Here is a 16,215-nt window from a genome sequence, read left to right as displayed (position 1 = left end):
CCCTCACCCTAACCCTCTCCCTAAAGGGAGAGGGGACTGCTCCCAGCTGGGGGGCTTTTCTCCCTCTCCCTGCGGGAGAGGGCCGGGGTGAGGGCCTTAATCTTCCCCAACCGTAAAATATCTCACCATTAACCGTTTCAGCCGCACCGCCTTCCTTGAGCCATGGCCGTTCTGGTGGTATGGTTTAGCGTTTTTTGAAAAATTGAAACGACATTTGAGGGGATTTTCGTAATGCGTATTATTCTGCTTGGCGCTCCGGGCGCGGGTAAAGGAACTCAGGCTCAGTTCATCATGGAGAAATACGGTATTCCGCAAATCTCCACCGGCGACATGCTGCGCGCCGCGGTAAAATCCGGCTCCGAGCTCGGTAAACAAGCGAAAGACATTATGGATGCCGGCAAACTGGTGACCGATGAGTTGGTCATCGCGCTGGTGAAAGAGCGTATCGCCCAGGAAGATTGCCGTAACGGTTTCCTGCTGGACGGCTTCCCGCGCACTATCCCGCAGGCTGACGCTATGAAAGAAGCCGGCATCGCCGTTGACTACGTTCTGGAGTTCGCGGTACCGGACGAACTGATCGTCGATCGTATCGTGGGCCGCCGCGTACACGCCGCTTCCGGCCGCGTCTATCACATCAAATTCAACCCGCCGAAGGTGGAAGGTAAAGACGACGTGACCGGCGAAGAGCTGACCACCCGTAAAGACGATCAGGAAGAAACCGTACGTAAGCGTCTGGTGGAATACCATCAGATGACTGCGCCGCTGATCGGCTACTATCAGAAAGAAGCGCAGGCGGGTAACACCCAGTACGCGAAAGTCGACGGCACTAAAGCGGTGGCTGACGTGCGCGCCGATCTGGAAAAAATCCTCGGCTAATTAAGCCCTTTCTCATCCTGCTGCGGCAGGATGAGAACACCTCTCATTTCTACCTTTTGCTATGATTGGTTCCGTTTAACGCCATTTACGCTACAATTGTCAGCGATTCAAATGGTTAAGAGGCGGTAATGCATCAGACGAAAACAGGTATTTTGCTAGCCAATTTAGGCACTCCCGATGCGCCCACGCCCGACGCGGTGAAGCGCTATCTGCGACAATTTCTTAGCGACAAACGGGTAGTGGATACGCCTCGTCTGCTGTGGTGGCCGCTGCTGCGCGGCATCATACTGCCGATTCGCGCTCCCCGCGTGGCGAAGCTCTATCAGTCCGTATGGATGGCGGAAGGCTCGCCGTTGATGGTGTATAGCCGTCAGCAGCAGCAGGCGCTGGCGGCCAGATTACCGGATGTCCCGGTGGCCCTGGGGATGAGCTACGGCTCGCCATCACTGGCAAGCGCTGTCGATGAGCTACTGGCCCAGGATGTTGACCATATCGTGGTATTGCCGCTGTATCCGCAATATTCGTGTTCTACCGTGGCGGCGGTATGGGATGAGCTGGCGCGGATCCTCGCGAAAAAGCGCGCTATTCCGGGCGTTTCGTTTATCCGCGACTATGCCGATAACGCTGACTATATCCACGCCCTGGCGGCCAGCGTGCGCGCTTCGTTCGCCGTTCACGGCGAACCGGATGTGCTGCTGCTCTCCTATCACGGTATTCCGCAACGCTACGCCCATGAGGGCGATGATTACCCGCAGCGCTGCCGGGTAACCACTCGCGAGCTGGTCTCAGTGCTCGGGCTGCCGCCGGAGCGGGTGATGATGACCTTCCAGTCGCGCTTTGGCCGCGAACCCTGGTTGACGCCGTACACCGACGAAACGCTAAAAATGCTTGGCGAAAAGGGCACACAGCACGTTCAGGTTATCTGTCCGGGCTTCTCCGCTGACTGTCTGGAAACGCTGGAAGAAATCGCGGTGCAAAACCGGGAAATTTTCCTTGAGGCTGGCGGTAAGCAATATGAGTATATTCCGGCGCTTAATGCCGATCAGGCGCATATTGAAATGATGGTGAACCTGACCGCGTCGTATCGCTGATCGCGCGCGTAGCGGGGAATATGCTACTATTCCCCGCTTGTTCCCTGTCATTAAATCGCCACTATGAAATTTCCCGGTAAACGCAAATCTAAACACTATTTCCCCGTTAGCGCTCGCGATCCGCTGCTGCAACAAATTCAGCCAGAAAATGAGTCCAACGTCTCCTGGGTGGTTGGCATCGACCAGACGTTGGTGGATATCGAAGCGAAAGTGGATGAGGCGTTTATCGTACGCTACGGTCTGAGCGCCGGTCATTCGCTGGTGATTGAAGATGATGTCGCCGAAGCGCTGTATCAGGAACTGGTACGCGACGGCCTGATCACCCATCAATTTGCCGGTGGCACCATTGGCAATACCATGCACAACTACTCGGTACTGGCTGACGACCGCTCGGTGCTGCTCGGCGTGATGTGCAGCAATATTGAGATCGGCGGCTACGCTTATCGCTACCTGTGCAATACCTCCAGCCGTACCGATCTCAACTACCTGCAGGGCGTCGATGGCGCTATTGGCCGCTGTTTTACGCTGATTAGCGATAGCGGCGAACGTACCTTTGCCATCAGTCCTGGCCACATGAACAAACTGCGTCCGGAAAGCATTCCGGAAGAGGTGATCGCCGGCGCTTCCGCGCTGGTGCTGACCTCCTACCTGGTGCGCTGTAAGCCGGGCGAGCCGATGCCGGACGCGACGATGAAAGCCATTGAGTATGCCAAAAAGCATGACGTGCCGGTGGTGCTGACGCTGGGCACGAAATACGTGATTGCCGACAACCCGCAATGGTGGCAGCAGTTCCTCAAGGAACACGTTTCGATTCTGGCGATGAATGAAGAGGAAGCGGAAGCGCTGACCGGTATCGCCGACCCGCTCACCGCGGCGGATAAAGCGCTGGACTGGGTCGACCTGGTGCTGTGCACCGCAGGTCCGGCGGGCCTGTATATGGCGAGCTTCACCGAAGAGGAAGCGAAGCGTAAAACGCAGCATCCGCTCCTGCCGGGGGCGATTGCCGAGTTCAACCAGTATGAATTCAGCCGTGCGATGCGCCATCAGGATTGCGTTAATCCGCTGCGTATCTATTCGCACATCGCGCCTTATATGGGCGGCCCGGAGAAGATCATGAACACCAATGGCGCAGGGGACGGCGCGCTGGCGGCGTTGTTGCATGATATCACCGCCAATAACTACCATCGTAATAACGTGCCGAACTCCAGCAAACATAAGTGCAAATGGCTGACCTACTCATCGCTGGCGCAGGTGTGCAAATACGCCAACCGCGTCAGCTATCAGGTGCTGAATCAGCATTCACCGCGTTTAACCCGCGGCCTGCCGGAGCGGGAAGATAGCCTGGAAGAGGCCTACTGGGACCGTTAATCCCGCGATAAGAGTACGCCCCGCGAGCGGGGCGTCGTATCAACCGGTAACAATCTCGCCAGCTGGCGGCGTTTCCAGCAGACGTAACATCGCCCGCGCGATTTCGCGTTCCCCCATCACCACCTGATTGGCTCCGCGTTCGGTAATATAATCGACCTCATCGTCGTAATGGGCGCGGGCGATAATCTCAATGTTCGGGCATTTTTCCCGCGCCGAGGCGACAATTTCACCGGCTTCATAGCCGTTAGGAATGGTCAGCAGCAGCCAGCGGGCGCAGTCGAGATGCGCCAGATTCATGATTTCTTCGTTGGCGGCATTGCCCAACACGGCGCTGATGCCGCGTTCGCGTAGCTCATCCACGCGGGTGCGGGAGGTTTCAATTACTACCAGCGGGATCCCCTGGGCCATCAGTTTCTCGCCAAGCAGGCTGCCGACGCGGCCAAAGCCGACCAGCAGCGCATGGTTGCAGATATCCACAGGCACCTGTTTTTCGTCTTCCAGCACCTCTTCCAGCGTCTGTTCGTCGAGGGTTTCGGTTTTATCGAGATATTTTTCCAGCAGGGTAAACAGCACCGGGTTGAGCATAATCGAAATTATCGCCCCGGCCAGCACCAGGTTCTGCCCGGCCTGCGGCAGCAGATCCAGCGCCATGCCGAGACCGGCAAGGATAAAGGCGAATTCCCCGATTTGCGCCAGGCTGGCGGCGATGGTCAGGGCGGTACGCGGCGAGTGGCCGAACATACGTACCAGGAAGAAGGCGGCGGCGGATTTACCAAAAATGATAATCGCCAGCGTTGCCAGCACCGCCAGCGGCTGTTCGACCAGAATCATCGGGTCAAACAGCATCCCGACGGAGACGAAGAATAGCACCGCGAAAGCGTCGCGTAGCGGCAGAGTATCGTGAGCGGCGCGGTGGCTGAGTTCGGATTCGTTAAGCACCATCCCGGCGAAGAATGCGCCGAGGGCGAAGGACACGTCGAACAGCTCAACGGCGCCGAAGGCGATGCCGAGCGCTAGCGCCAGCACCGACAGGGTAAACAGTTCGCGGGAGCCGGTTGCCGCGCTGCGCGACATGATCCACGGCACCAGACGGCGTCCCACCAGCATCATAATGGCGATAAAGGCGACCACTTTACCGATGGTAATGCCCATGTCGAGCGCCAACGACGCCAGCCCGACATCGCCTTTTTCGACCATCCCGGCGATAGCGGGCAGCAGCACCAGCGTCAGTACCATCACTAAATCTTCAACGATCAGCCAGCCGATGGCGATTTGCCCACGCTGGCTATCAATAAGCTGCCGTTCCTCCAGCGCGCGCAGCAGCACCACGGTACTGGCGGTGGAAAGACACAGGCCAAAGACGATGCCGGTCATCAGCGACCAGCCGAGCAGGGAAGAGAGCGCCATCCCGAGCAGCGTCGCCACGGCTATCTGGGCGATGGCGCCGGGAATGGCTATCGACTTTACCGCCATGAGATCTTTCAGCGAAAAGTGCAGCCCGACGCCAAACATCAGCAAGATGACGCCGAGTTCGGCCAGTTCAGGCGCAAGTTTAGTATCAGCAACAAAACCAGGAGTAAATGGACCGGCCAGCACGCCCGCTAATAAATATCCTACCAGTGGTGAAATACGTAGCTTATTGGCAATCATGCCGAGGATAAAGGCGAGCACAAGGCCGCCGACAATGGTGGTGATTAGCGGTGTTGCGTGATGCATTCCGTCTCCTTGCGTGTGGTGAGCCGATCCATTTTCGCTACTTAAAGCAAAAAACCGATTAATAGTTTATGACACTTTTGCTCGTTTTGTTTATGAATAATTATTGAAATTTGCGAAAAATTGGAATTACGGCAGAAAAAAGCACAGACAGGAAAATGGCGGCAGGTCATGGTGAGGTAATGCTGATGGGATAAGGGATTGCGGCGGCCAAACTTTCACTTTGGCCGCCAGATACTCAGGCTTTTTGATGGTTATTAGGCAGGAATATCGTCAGAATGCCGAGAAGCGGCAGGAAAGCACAGATTTTATAGACCAGATCGATGCTGGTATGGTCGGCTAACAACCCCAACACCGCGGCGCCAAGGCCGCCCATGCCAAACGCGAATCCGAAGAACAGGCCGGAAACCATACCGATTCTCCCCGGCAACAGCTCCTGGGCATAGACCAGAATAGCGGAAAAGGCTGATGCGAGGATAAAACCAATTATCACCGTCAGGATCCCGGTCCATTCGAGCGATGCGTACGGTAAAATGAGGGTAAATGGCGCCACGCCGAGGATAGAGCCCCAAATTACATATTTACGACCAATTTTATCGCCAACAGGCCCGCCAATCACCGTTCCTGCGGCCACCGCGAACAGGAAAGCGAACAAGTGAAGCTGGGCGTTTTGCACCGATAATCCGAACTTGTGCATCAGATAAAAGGTGTAATAGCTGCTAATACTCGCCATGTAGAAGTATTTGGAGAAAATCAGCATTAACAGGATGCAAACGGCCAGGATGACCTTGTTACGCGGCAGAGGATTAACGATAACCGGCTTCGGCTTGCCTTTATTCATCCGATGTTGCGCGGCGTACCAGCGGCTGATTTGCGACAGCACGACGATCGCCAGCAGCGCGGCCAGCACGAACCAGGCGACGTTGCCTTTGCCGTAGGGGGCGATAATCACCGCCGCCAGCAGCGGCCCCAGCGAGCTGCCGAAGTTGCCGCCAACCTGGAATAGCGATTGCGCCAGACCGTGACGGCCGCCGGAGGCCATCCGCGCCACGCGCGAGGATTCCGGATGGAAGACCGAAGAGCCGGTGCCGACAAGCGCAGCGGCCAGCAGTACCATGCCGAAGCTGCCGGCCAGCGCTAACAGAATTAAGCCGCAGAGGGTGAAACACATCCCTACCGGTAATGACCACGGCATCGAGCGTTTATCGGTGATGTAACCAATCACCGGCTGGAATAGCGATGACGTCAGCTGGAAGGTGAGGGTGATCATGCCGATCTGCACGAAGGTTAACGAGAACTCCGCCTGCAGTAGCGGATAAATCGCCAGGATGAGCGATTGGATCATATCGTTTAGCAGATGGGAGAGGCTGATTGCCCCCAGGATGCCAAATGAGGTGCGCGCTTTTTGCGGCGGCGCGCCGGTACCGGGTAAGGATTGAGCGGATTGGTTGGTTGTCATAGGTTCACTTCAGCGAGTTCTATTTGTTGTAGAGAATGCAGGTTGATACCCTAAATAATTCGAGTTGCAAGAAGGCGGCGACACAGAGAATCCCCAGGAGCTTACTCTAGTAAGTGACTGGGGTGAGCGAGGACAAATTCGTCAGGAACGAATTTGAACGCAGTTCACTGCGCCCGTAAGGGCAAGGCCCAGGGATGGGCCGAGTTATTGCCAACGCACATGCAACTTGAAGTATGACGGGTAGAATTATTATCAGACTAACATACCTGTCCCCAAGGTTTGAAGGAAGTCGCAATTCTGAAAACATATTTGTCAAAGCGGCTGACTCGCTATACTTTCGGCACTTGTTATTAAGTCAGGGAGTGAAACATGCATTATTTAAAACGCGGCGTGGCGCTGGCGTTATTCGCCGCCTTATCGCTGGGAAGCCTGTCAGCGCAGGCCTATGAGCAGGACAAAACCTATAAAATCACCATCCTGCACACCAACGACCACCACGGTCATTTCTGGCGCAACGACTACGGCGAATATGGCCTTGCGGCGCAGAAGACGCTGGTGGACGGTATTCGCAAAGAGGTGGCGGCCGAAGGCGGTAGCGTCCTGCTGCTGTCCGGCGGCGATATCAATACCGGGGTGCCGGAATCCGATTTACAGGATGCTGAACCCGATTTTCGCGGCATGAATCTGATTGGCTACGATGCCATGGCGGTGGGCAACCATGAGTTTGATAACCCGCTCAGCGTGCTGCGCCAGCAGGAGAAGTGGTCGAAGTTCCCGTTCCTGTCGGCCAATATCTATCAGAAAAGCACCGGCGAGCGCCTGTTTAAACCCTGGGCGCTGTTTAAGCGCGGCGGGCTGAACATTGCGGTGATTGGCTTAACCACCGACGATACGGCGAAAATCGGCAACCCGGAATATTTCACCGATATCGAATTCCGTAATCCGGCGGCGGAAGCCAAGCTGGTGATTCAGGAACTGCAGCAAAATGAAAAGCCGGACGTGATTCTGGCGACCACCCACATGGGCCACTATGACAACGGTAATCACGGCTCTAACGCGCCGGGAGACGTTGAAATGGCGCGGAGTTTACCTGCGGGATCGCTGGCGATGATCGTCGGCGGCCATTCGCAGGATCCGGTCTGCATGGCCTCGGAGAATAAAAAGCAGGTCGATTATGTCCCCGGCACCCCGTGCGCGCCGGATCGCCAGAATGGCATCTGGATCGTGCAGGCTCACGAGTGGGGGAAATATGTCGGCCGCGCCGATTTTGAATTCCGCAACGGTGAGATGAAGCTGGTGCACTATCAGCTGATCCCGGTCAACCTGAAGAAGAAAGTCACCTGGGATAACGGTCAGAGCGAGCGCGTGTTGTATACGCCGCAGATTGCCGAAAACCCGCAGATGCTCTCGCTGTTAACGCCGTTCCAGAATAAAGGCAAGGCGCAGTTACAGGTGAAAATAGGCAGCGTCAACGGCCATCTTGAAGGCGATCGCAGCAAAGTCCGCTTCGTACAAACCAATATGGGGCGCCTGCTGCTGGCGGCGCAGATGGCGCGCAGCAATGCTGATTTCGCGGTGATGAGCGGCGGCGGTATTCGCGACTCCATCGAAGCGGGCGATATTACCTATAAAGACGTGATGAAAGTGCAGCCGTTCGGCAACGTGCTGACTTACGTCGATATGAGCGGTAAAGAGGTGATTGAGTACCTGACCGCCGTCGCGCAGATGAAGCCGGATTCCGGCGCTTATCCGCAGTTCGCCAACGTTAGTTTCGTTGCCAAAGATGGCAAGCTTAACGATCTGAAAATTAAAGGCGAACCGGTGGATCCGGCGAAAACTTACCGTATGGCGACGCTGAGCTTTAACGCCACCGGCGGCGACGGCTACCCGCACATCGATAATAAACCGGGATACGTAAATACCGGCTTTATCGATGCCGAGGTGCTGAAAGAGTACATCGAGAAGAACTCGCCTCTGGATGCGGCAGCCTACGAGCCGAAAGGCGAGGTCAGCTGGCAGTAAGCCTGGGCTTCAGGTTGGCTATTCATACCGTGGCTACCCGTTGGGTAGCCCGGATAAGGCGCGTGCGCCGCTATCCGGGATAGTGTGCTCAATCGCGGCGGGCGATATCGGCGAACTTCGCGTCCAGAAGCTTCGCCAGATCGCTTGCCGCCAGTTCGATATCGAGCCCGCGTTTGCCGCCGGAAATATAGATGGTGGCAAACTCCTGCGCCGGGGCATCAATCACCGTCGGCAGGCGCTTTTTCTGCCCAAGCGGGCTGATGCCGCCGACCAGGTATCCGGTGATCCGCTGCGCGACCATTGGGTCGGCCATATCTACCTTCTTGGCGCCCAGCGCTTTGGCCACTTTCTTCAAATCCAACTGTCCGGCAACCGGGGTGACGGCGACCGCCAGATGTTTCATATCGCCGTTAACGGCCACTAATAGCGTCTTGTAAACCTGATCCGCATTGAGCCCCAGCTTGCGAACCACTTCATCGCCAAAATTGGTCTCTTGAGGATCGTGCTCGTAGCTGTGGATCTGAAAGGTAATTTTGTTTTTTTCGAGTAATTTAACGGCGGGAGTCATAGTAATCCTTCTTACCAACCGACCTAACGTATGACCAGCATACGCGTGAGGGTTGTATAAAAAATAGTACCATCTTGCGCAATAGTATTGGCAGTGATGGTCACTTTGAGCGACAATCAGACGATCCGGGATGTATATCCCGGGATAATAATAATGATGAAATTCCTCTTTGACGGGCCAATAGCAATATTGGCCATTTTTTTACGTCAACATATCCGGCAGGTTCCCTTCGCCATACAGATGCAGCGCGCCGACGGCGACCACGTAACGCCCCGGCGGCAGGGCAAGCAGCGTGTCGCGCCAGGCCACATTGCGCTGATGCATCAACACATCATATAAGGACTGGCTGAAGGTCGTCGGCAGCGTTTCCGCGCCGCGCGACGGCGGTTGCTCCAGCCACCAGCCAATCATGACCTGCAGTAAACGGGCGTTGGTGCGCCAGTGGGTCAGCGTATCTTCCAGCAGCGCCTTACCGCCGTCTGGCAGATTGCGCAGGAGCGCGATTTGGCTATCGGCGCCTTCCAGCTCCATCACCCTTATGTTGCTCTCGCGAGCGGCCATCAGCAACTGGTAATCAATACCGTAATCGGGGCGTAACCCTAGCTTTTGCGCCTGAGTAGCTTGTAGCACCATTGCTACCTGCCATAGCGGCTGGCTATCGAAAAGATCGACCGATAAACCCAGCTCGCCGGCGCGTGAGCGTAATTCTGCTAATTGTGTTTCGCTCAGACGTTCAGCCAGCGGTGGATAAGAGGGGAGATTACTGAAAGGCGTTTCATTACCGGTGATGTCCGCTTCGACGATTAAGGCGTCGGCCTGACGTATCTTTTTCAGTAACTTAGCCGGCGGCGGCGCCATGTCGCGGGTGCCCATATGGATGCTGCCGACGAGGTGTAAATAACGTTCGCCGGGCAGGACGATATCCATTGCAGGCCAGGAATAAGACGAGCCGACGGCGGCTCGCCACAGCATTTTTATTCGGTTTAACAGGCCCATACGCGCTCCGAAGTGTGAGGCATTCATGCTAGCGCATATGGTGGTGGCCGTCATCTTTCCCGCGGTTTTTTATTGTCGCCAGGAAATAAACGGGCGCTGAGTAACCTCAGCGCCCGTTTTCCGGTGACTGCGCTAATCTTTCGGTTTAAAGCGCAGCAGGCGGTTAGCGTTACTGACCACGGTGATTGACGACAGCGCCATTGCCGCGCCGGCGACTACCGGGTTCAGCAGGGTACCGGTCAGCGGCCAGAGGATCCCGGCGGCAATCGGGATGCCCAGTGAGTTGTAAACAAATGCGCCCAGCAGGTTCTGTTTCATGTTGCGTAACGTCGCTTTCGAAATCGCTAAAGCATCGGCCACGCCGTTAAGGCTATGGCGCATCAGGGTGATCGCCGCGGTCTCAATGGCGACATCGCTGCCGCCGCCCATGGCGATACCAACATCCGCCTGCGCCAGCGCCGGGGCGTCATTAATACCGTCGCCGACCATCGCCACTTTGTGTCCCTGACTCTGCAGGCGTTTAATGGCGTCGGCTTTACCGTCCGGCAGCACGCCGGCGATCACTTCATCAATGCCCGCTTCTTTGGCGATGGCATTGGCGGTGGTCGGGTTATCCCCGGTGAGCATTACCAGACGATAGCCCTGCCGATGCAGGCGCGCCAGCGCGTCGACGCTATCTTCACGTAGCGGGTCGCGGATGGCGAACAGCGCCGCGGCCTGACCATCGATCGCCAGCAGTACCGGCGTGGCGCCGCGCGAGGCCTGTGTCGTCATCTCGCTTTCCAGTTCCGCGGTGGCGATATGCTGCTCGTTAAGCAGCGCCTGGTTGCCGAGCAGCAGTCGATGACCTTCCGCTTCACCGCTGACGCCAAGCCCGCGCAGGGTACGGAAGCCGCTTACTTCCGGTAAAGTGCTGTCGGCGGCTTTATCGAGGATCGCCCGCGCCAGCGGATGGCTTGAGCCTTGCTCGAGCGCGGCGGCAAGACGCACCGCGGTTGTTTCATCAAACCCTGCGAAGGTTTTCACGGCCACCACCTGCGGCTTGCCTTCGGTCAGGGTACCGGTTTTATCGAACACCAGGGTGTCGAGTTCACTGGCGCGCTGCAGAGCATCGGCGTCACGCACCAGCACGCCGTATTCCGCCGCCCGGCCGACGCCGGAAATAATCGACATCGGCGTCGCCAGGCCCAATGCGCATGGACAGGCGATAATCAGTACCGTGGTGGCAATGACCAGGGTATAGACGATTTGCGGCGCCGGGCCGAAGAAGTACCAGATACCGGCGCTAATCAGCGCAATGGCTACCACTGCCGGAACAAATACCGCAGAGATTTTATCTGCTAGTTGGCCGATTTCCGGTTTGCTACTTTGCGCCTGGCGCACCATGCGAATAATCCGCGCCAGCGTGGTCTGGCTGCCGACGGCGCTGGCGGTAAACAGCACGCTGCCGTCCTGCACCACGGTACCGGCATGAATGGCGTCGCCATCGCCTTTTTGCTGCGGTACCGGTTCGCCGGTGAGCATGGCTTCATCAAACCAGGCTTCGCCCTGGCTTATCACGCCGTCAACCGGAACGCGATCGCCAGTGGTCAGACGCAGCGTCATACCCGCCTCAACTTCCGCGAGCGGCAGATCTTTCTCGCCTTCAGCCGTCACGACGCGTGCCGAAGGCGGCGTCAGGTCGAGCAGTTTTTCCAGCGCTTTCGAGGAGCGCTGGCGCGCGCGGGCTTCCAGCATATGGCCGAGGTTGATAAGACCAATGATCATCGCGCTGGCTTCATAATACAGGTGGCGCGCTTCCATCGGGAACCACTGCGGCCACAGGTTGACGCTCATGGAGTACAGCCAGGCCACCCCGGTTCCCAGCGCCACCAGCGTATCCATGGTGGCGGTGCCGTTTTTCAGGCTTTTCCAGGCGCTGCGGTAGAAGTGACCGCCAGCGAAGACCATCACCGCGAGGGTGATGAGGCCGATGACCAGCCACAGCGATCGATTGTCGTCGCTGACCATCATGTTATCGCCAATCATGCCCCAGACCATGACCGGCACGCCGACCAGCAGGGCGACAATCGCCTGCCAGCGAAAACGTTTCATGGTGGCGATGGCAGTTTCCTGCTGCCGTTCGCGGCGTTCCAGATCGTCTTCGATAGCCTCCGCGCCGTAGCCGGCTTTTTCCACTGCCTGCACTAATTCTGCGGCGGACGCGCTGCCCATCACCAGCGCAGTGCGTTCCGCCAGGTTTACCCGCGCCTGTGAGACTCCCGGCACCGCGGCAAGCGCGTTTTGTACCCGGGAAACGCAGCTGGCGCAGCTCATGCCGTTGATCAGCAGCTGTTGACTGTCATCCTCGTCATGGGCTGCCGGAAGCTCGGGAGTGGCCGCTGTCAGTGCTTCCGACGGGATTGATGATTCTGCCAGCGGTTTAGCCTTTGGGTGGCTGAGCTCCGCGCCGTATCCGGCTTGTTTGATGGTCTCAATCAGGGCTTCAGCGCTGGCGCTGCCCGTGACGTGGGCTTCGGTAACAGTGACCTCCGCCTGTTCAACGTCTGGACGCTGTTCGAGGCTCTCTTTCACGCGTTTAACGCAGTGGCCGCAGGAGAGGCCATCAAGCGTCAGGTCGATAGTGTTAGACATAAATAACTCCTGAATAATTTCCGGTTAATGATTGACCGAACACACTCTTTCATCGAGTATTAAGAAGGTTAAACCTTCCAGCAAGGGGAAGGTCAAGGGGGAAAAATGAATATTAGCGATGTGGCGAAAAAAACCGGCTTAACCAGCAAAGCGATTCGTTTTTACGAAGAGAAAGGGCTGGTGACGGCGCCGCTGCGTAGCGATAACGGCTACCGTACCTATAGTCAAAAGCATCTGGATGAACTGACGCTGCTGCGCCAGGCGCGGCAGGTGGGATTTAATCTGGAGGAGTGCCGCGAGCTGGTGGCGTTATTCAACGATCCGTCGCGGCACAGCGCCGATGTGAAAAAAAGAACGCTGGAGAAAGTCGCGGATATTGAGAACCATATCCGCGAGTTGCAAAACATGCGCGCGCATCTGCTGGCGCTGGCGGACGCCTGCCCCGGCGATGAGAGCGCGGATTGCCCGATTATTGATAATCTTTCCGGCTGTTGTCACCGCAAAGCGCAGGCTTAGCGGACGGCGGCTCTTATCCGCAAGGTAATGCCTTCGACGGCGACCACTTCAACCTTGCTGCCCGCCGCGAGGTCTTCATCGGCAATCACCGGCCAGGAGCTATCGCCGACGCGGACGTGGCCGCGACCGTTTTCCAGCGCGTTGTCGAGTGTGAAACGACGGCCAACCAGCTGCTGGCCGCGCTGGTTAAGCTGCGCGTCGGCGGGGCGCTGCTGCCTCATGCGTTTACGCAGCCATTTTGACCACAGCCACGCCGCCAGCAGGGTAAGGACGGCAAACAGCGTCCCTTGCCATTCCCAACTAAATGGAATAACCCAGGTCAGCAGGCCGGTAACCACGCCAGCTACGCCGCTCCACAGCAGGTAGCCATTGCTGCCGAGCATCTCCGCCGCCAGCAACAGCCCGCCAAGGGTCAGCCAGAAAATATGCGGATGGGCGAGGATCAGGGCGATCATGATTTTTTCCGCTCGGCGCTACTCTCTTTCAGCAGTTCGCCGATCCCGGCGATCGAGCCCATCAGACTGCTGGCATCCAGCGGCATCAGCACCACTTTACTGTTGTTGGCGGCGCCAATCTGCTGCAGCGCGTCGGTATATTTCTGCGCCACGAAGTAGTTAATCGCCTGAATGTCGCCTGACGCAATCGCCGATGAGACCATCTGGGTGGCACGGGCTTCCGCTTCGGCGGAACGTTCGCGGGCTTCCGCCTGCAGGAAGGCCGACTGCCGTTCGCCTTCGGCTTTGAGGATCTGCGACTGCTTTTCACCTTCGGCTTTGAGGATTTCCGCCTGACGCACCCCTTCCGCCTCGAGGATATAAGCGCGTTTGGTTCGCTCAGCTTTCATCTGGGCGTTCATCGAGGAGATAAGCTCCGCCGGCGGGCGAACGTCGCGGATTTCGACACGGGTGATTTTCACCCCCCACGGATTGGTGGCATCGTCGACGATATGCAGCAGGCGAGTGTTAATGCTATCGCGCTGGGAGAGCATTTCATCCAGCTCCATCGAGCCGAGTACGGTACGAATATTGGTCATCGTCAGATTGACGATCGCCAGCTCAAGATTACTGACTTCATAGGCGGCTTTTGGCGCATCGATCACCTGGATGAAGCAGACGGCGTCAATGGTGACGTTGGCGTTATCGCGGGAGATGACTTCCTGCGAAGGGATATCCAGCACCTGCTCCATCATGTTCACTTTGCGGCCGATGCGATCCATAAACGGTACCACTAAACTTAAGCCCGGCTGCAGCGTCTGCGTGTAGCGGCCAAAGCGTTCGACGGTCCATTGATAACCCTGCGGCACGATTTTTACTGCCGCCCCCACAATGACCAGTGCGACAAAAATAAGAACGGGGATAAAAATCAGCATCAAAAACCTCCTGTCTTGTTGCCTGATGGGCGCCGCAGCGAAATGGCGCAGATTTAAACAGAGTATAACTTTCTCCTTGTTCCGGTGAAAGAAAACTGGAGTAAACTGTCTGCGTTTTAGGAAATTAATTGGACATATAATGAAGGAAAATAACGCGATTTTGCGCCTCGAGGGCGTTGGTTTTAAAACCGACGACGCGGTCATCCTGAATAATATCGATCTCCGGATTAGGGCTGGAGAGTTTAAGTTAATTACCGGGCCATCCGGATGCGGCAAAAGTACGTTACTGAAAATCATCGCCTCTCTGCTGAGCCCGACCAGCGGAGAGATTTTTTTCAACGATACCGATATCACTACGCTGTCGCCGGAAAACTATCGCCAGCAGGTCTCTTATTGCGCGCAAACTCCGGCGCTATTCGGCGATTCGGTCTACGACAACCTGGTTTTCCCATGGCAGATCCGCAACAAACAGCCGGATCCTAAAGCGCTGATTGCCGATCTCGAACGCTTCGGGCTGGCGGATAATACGCTGGAGAAATCGATTAACGAATTGTCCGGCGGCGAAAAACAGCGGGTCTCGCTCATTCGTAATCTGCAGTTTCTGCCGCAGGTGCTGCTGCTGGATGAAATTACCAGCGCGCTGGATGAGAGCAATAAGCGCAACGTTAACGAGATTATTCATCGCTACGCGACGGAAAAAGGAATAGCCATTCTGTGGGTCACTCACGACCAGAACGAAATTGCCCACGCTGATGAAGTGATTACGCTACAGCCTGCTGGCGGGAAAATGCAGGAGGGGAAAAATGAACGGGCATAATATTACTAACGAATCGCTGGCGCTCTCGATGGTGCTGGTGCTGGTGGCGATCGTTGTGAGCTATCGGGAAAAGCTGGCGCTGGAAAAAGATATTATCTGGAGCATTTGCCGGGCGATAGTGCAACTCATCATCGTCGGCTACGTGCTGAAATATATCTTTAATGTTAACCATGCGGTGTTAACGCTATTGATGGTGCTGTTCATCTGCTTTAACGCGGCGTGGAATGCGAAGAAGCGCAGTAAATATATCGACAAAGCTTTTGTCTCATCGTTTATCGCTATTACCACCGGCGCCGGACTAACCCTGGCGGTGCTGGTCTTCTCGGGGTCGATCGCCTTTGTGCCGATGCAGGTTATTCCGATTGCCGGCATGGTGGCCGGTAACGCTATGGTGGCGGTAGGGCTGTGCTACAACAATATGGGTCAGCGCTTTAATAGCGAACAGCAGCAGATTCAGGAGAAGCTAAGCCTCGGCGCTACGCCGAAGATGGCCTCCGCGCGGCTGATCCGCGACAGCATACGCGCTTCGTTGATTCCCACGGTAGATTCAGCGAAAACGGTCGGACTGGTGAGTTTGCCGGGGATGATGTCGGGACTGATTTTCGCCGGCATTGACCCGGTGAAGGCGATTAAGTATCAGATTATGGTCACGTTTATGTTGCTGTCGACCGCCAGCCTGTCGACGATTATTGCCGGCTATCTGACCTACCGGAAGTTCTTCAATACCCGTCATCAACTGGTGGTGACGCAGTTGAAAAAGCGCCCGTAAGCATTCCCGGGTAGCGG

General features: G+C 56.5%; 14 protein-coding genes. 7 read left to right on the top strand and 7 right to left on the bottom strand.

The genetic code is table 11. From position 1 onward, the window contains the following. Positions 1–231: 231 nt before the first annotated feature. The 3 genes from adk to KGA69_RS00255 all read left to right on the top strand — a co-directional run bounded on the left by adk (position 232) and on the right by KGA69_RS00255 (position 3,335). The gene (gene adk / locus KGA69_RS00265) at positions 232–876 is read left to right on the top strand and encodes an adenylate kinase (RefSeq protein ID WP_015367904.1); all 645 of its coding nucleotides are present in this window, start codon (positions 232–234) and stop codon (positions 874–876) included. Positions 877–1,004: 128 nt separating this feature from the next. After that, positions 1,005–1,967 (top strand): ferrochelatase, encoded by a 963-nt coding sequence (gene hemH, locus KGA69_RS00260; RefSeq protein WP_045393516.1) that lies wholly within the window; start codon positions 1,005–1,007, stop codon positions 1,965–1,967. 63 nt (positions 1,968–2,030) lie between these two features. Further along, positions 2,031–3,335 (top strand): inosine/guanosine kinase, encoded by a 1,305-nt coding sequence (locus tag KGA69_RS00255; protein WP_015367902.1) that lies wholly within the window; start codon positions 2,031–2,033, stop codon positions 3,333–3,335. A gap of 39 nt (positions 3,336–3,374) precedes the next feature. Here the strand turns inward: KGA69_RS00255 and ybaL are convergent, their stop codons facing one another. Further along, positions 3,375–5,051 (bottom strand): YbaL family putative K(+) efflux transporter, encoded by a 1,677-nt coding sequence (ybaL, locus tag KGA69_RS00250; protein WP_015367901.1) that lies wholly within the window; start codon positions 5,049–5,051, stop codon positions 3,375–3,377. 235 nt (positions 5,052–5,286) lie between these two features. After that, a complete protein-coding gene (locus KGA69_RS00245; protein WP_045393513.1) occupies positions 5,287–6,507 on the bottom strand; it encodes an MFS transporter in 1,221 nt (406 codons plus the stop codon). A gap of 369 nt (positions 6,508–6,876) precedes the next feature. On the opposite strand from KGA69_RS00245, the gene ushA reads away from it, so the two are divergent. Beyond that, positions 6,877–8,529, top strand: coding sequence for a bifunctional UDP-sugar hydrolase/5'-nucleotidase UshA (gene ushA, locus KGA69_RS00240; protein ID WP_045393510.1), 1,653 nt, complete (start codon positions 6,877–6,879; stop codon positions 8,527–8,529). 88 nt (positions 8,530–8,617) lie between these two features. On the opposite strand, the gene ybaK is transcribed toward ushA, so the two are convergent. The 3 genes from ybaK to copA form a co-directional block, all read right to left on the bottom strand. After that, positions 8,618–9,097, bottom strand: coding sequence for a Cys-tRNA(Pro)/Cys-tRNA(Cys) deacylase YbaK (gene ybaK, locus KGA69_RS00235; protein ID WP_015367897.1), 480 nt, complete (start codon positions 9,095–9,097; stop codon positions 8,618–8,620). 201 nt (positions 9,098–9,298) lie between these two features. Then, complete coding sequence (locus tag KGA69_RS00230; RefSeq protein WP_047078637.1) at positions 9,299–10,093, bottom strand: TraB/GumN family protein; 795 nt, start codon at positions 10,091–10,093, stop codon at positions 9,299–9,301. A gap of 132 nt (positions 10,094–10,225) precedes the next feature. After that, a complete protein-coding gene (gene copA, locus KGA69_RS00225; RefSeq protein ID WP_049060089.1) occupies positions 10,226–12,727 on the bottom strand; it encodes a copper-exporting P-type ATPase CopA in 2,502 nt (833 codons plus the stop codon). A gap of 105 nt (positions 12,728–12,832) precedes the next feature. On the opposite strand from copA, the gene cueR reads away from it, so the two are divergent. Then, positions 12,833–13,243, top strand: coding sequence for a Cu(I)-responsive transcriptional regulator (gene cueR / locus KGA69_RS00220; RefSeq protein ID WP_045393501.1), 411 nt, complete (start codon positions 12,833–12,835; stop codon positions 13,241–13,243). On the opposite strand, the gene KGA69_RS00215 is transcribed toward cueR, so the two are convergent. Then, on the bottom strand, positions 13,240–13,698 hold the full coding sequence (locus KGA69_RS00215; RefSeq protein ID WP_045393498.1) for an NfeD family protein: 459 nt from the start codon (positions 13,696–13,698) through the stop codon (positions 13,240–13,242). The two genes, cueR and KGA69_RS00215, sit on opposite strands and share 4 nt — an antisense overlap. Beyond that, positions 13,695–14,612: an SPFH domain-containing protein gene (locus KGA69_RS00210; protein ID WP_020079443.1), complete on the bottom strand. Its 918-nt coding sequence runs from the start codon at positions 14,610–14,612 to the stop codon at positions 13,695–13,697. The genes KGA69_RS00215 and KGA69_RS00210 overlap by 4 nt, the downstream gene beginning before the upstream one ends. Positions 14,613–14,751: 139 nt before the next feature. Here KGA69_RS00210 and fetA point away from each other — a divergent pair, with 139 nt between their 5' ends. Both fetA and fetB read left to right on the top strand, forming a co-directional pair. Next, a complete protein-coding gene (gene fetA / locus KGA69_RS00205) occupies positions 14,752–15,429 on the top strand; it encodes an iron efflux ABC transporter ATP-binding subunit FetA (protein WP_063448008.1) in 678 nt (225 codons plus the stop codon). Then, positions 15,416–16,198: an iron efflux ABC transporter permease subunit FetB gene (gene fetB, locus KGA69_RS00200; protein ID WP_045393489.1), complete on the top strand. Its 783-nt coding sequence runs from the start codon at positions 15,416–15,418 to the stop codon at positions 16,196–16,198. Before fetA ends, fetB begins: the two co-directional genes overlap by 14 nt. Positions 16,199–16,215: the final 17 nt, after the last annotated feature.

The sequence above is a fragment of the Klebsiella sp. A52 genome, assembly GCF_018388785.1.
GTDB classification, from domain to species: Bacteria; Pseudomonadota; Gammaproteobacteria; order Enterobacterales; family Enterobacteriaceae; genus Klebsiella; species Klebsiella aerogenes.
The sequence above is the reverse complement of the archived record's forward strand: the minus strand, read 5'-3'. Positions and strand labels throughout refer to the sequence as shown.

Coding starts and splice junctions, on each gene's coding strand:
- adk (WP_015367904.1), top strand. CDS start 232: ATGCGTATTATTCTGCTTGGCGCTCCGGGCGCGGGTAAAGGAACTCAG.
- hemH (WP_045393516.1), top strand. CDS start 1,005: ATGCATCAGACGAAAACAGGTATTTTGCTAGCCAATTTAGGCACTCCC.
- KGA69_RS00255 (WP_015367902.1), top strand. CDS start 2,031: ATGAAATTTCCCGGTAAACGCAAATCTAAACACTATTTCCCCGTTAGC.
- ybaL (WP_015367901.1), bottom strand. CDS start 5,051: ATGCATCACGCAACACCGCTAATCACCACCATTGTCGGCGGCCTTGTG.
- KGA69_RS00245 (WP_045393513.1), bottom strand. CDS start 6,507: ATGACAACCAACCAATCCGCTCAATCCTTACCCGGTACCGGCGCGCCG.
- ushA (WP_045393510.1), top strand. CDS start 6,877: ATGCATTATTTAAAACGCGGCGTGGCGCTGGCGTTATTCGCCGCCTTA.
- ybaK (WP_015367897.1), bottom strand. CDS start 9,097: ATGACTCCCGCCGTTAAATTACTCGAAAAAAACAAAATTACCTTTCAG.
- KGA69_RS00230 (WP_047078637.1), bottom strand. CDS start 10,093: ATGGGCCTGTTAAACCGAATAAAAATGCTGTGGCGAGCCGCCGTCGGC.
- copA (WP_049060089.1), bottom strand. CDS start 12,727: ATGTCTAACACTATCGACCTGACGCTTGATGGCCTCTCCTGCGGCCAC.
- cueR (WP_045393501.1), top strand. CDS start 12,833: ATGAATATTAGCGATGTGGCGAAAAAAACCGGCTTAACCAGCAAAGCG.
- KGA69_RS00215 (WP_045393498.1), bottom strand. CDS start 13,698: ATGATCGCCCTGATCCTCGCCCATCCGCATATTTTCTGGCTGACCCTT.
- KGA69_RS00210 (WP_020079443.1), bottom strand. CDS start 14,612: ATGCTGATTTTTATCCCCGTTCTTATTTTTGTCGCACTGGTCATTGTG.
- fetA (WP_063448008.1), top strand. CDS start 14,752: ATGAAGGAAAATAACGCGATTTTGCGCCTCGAGGGCGTTGGTTTTAAA.
- fetB (WP_045393489.1), top strand. CDS start 15,416: ATGAACGGGCATAATATTACTAACGAATCGCTGGCGCTCTCGATGGTG.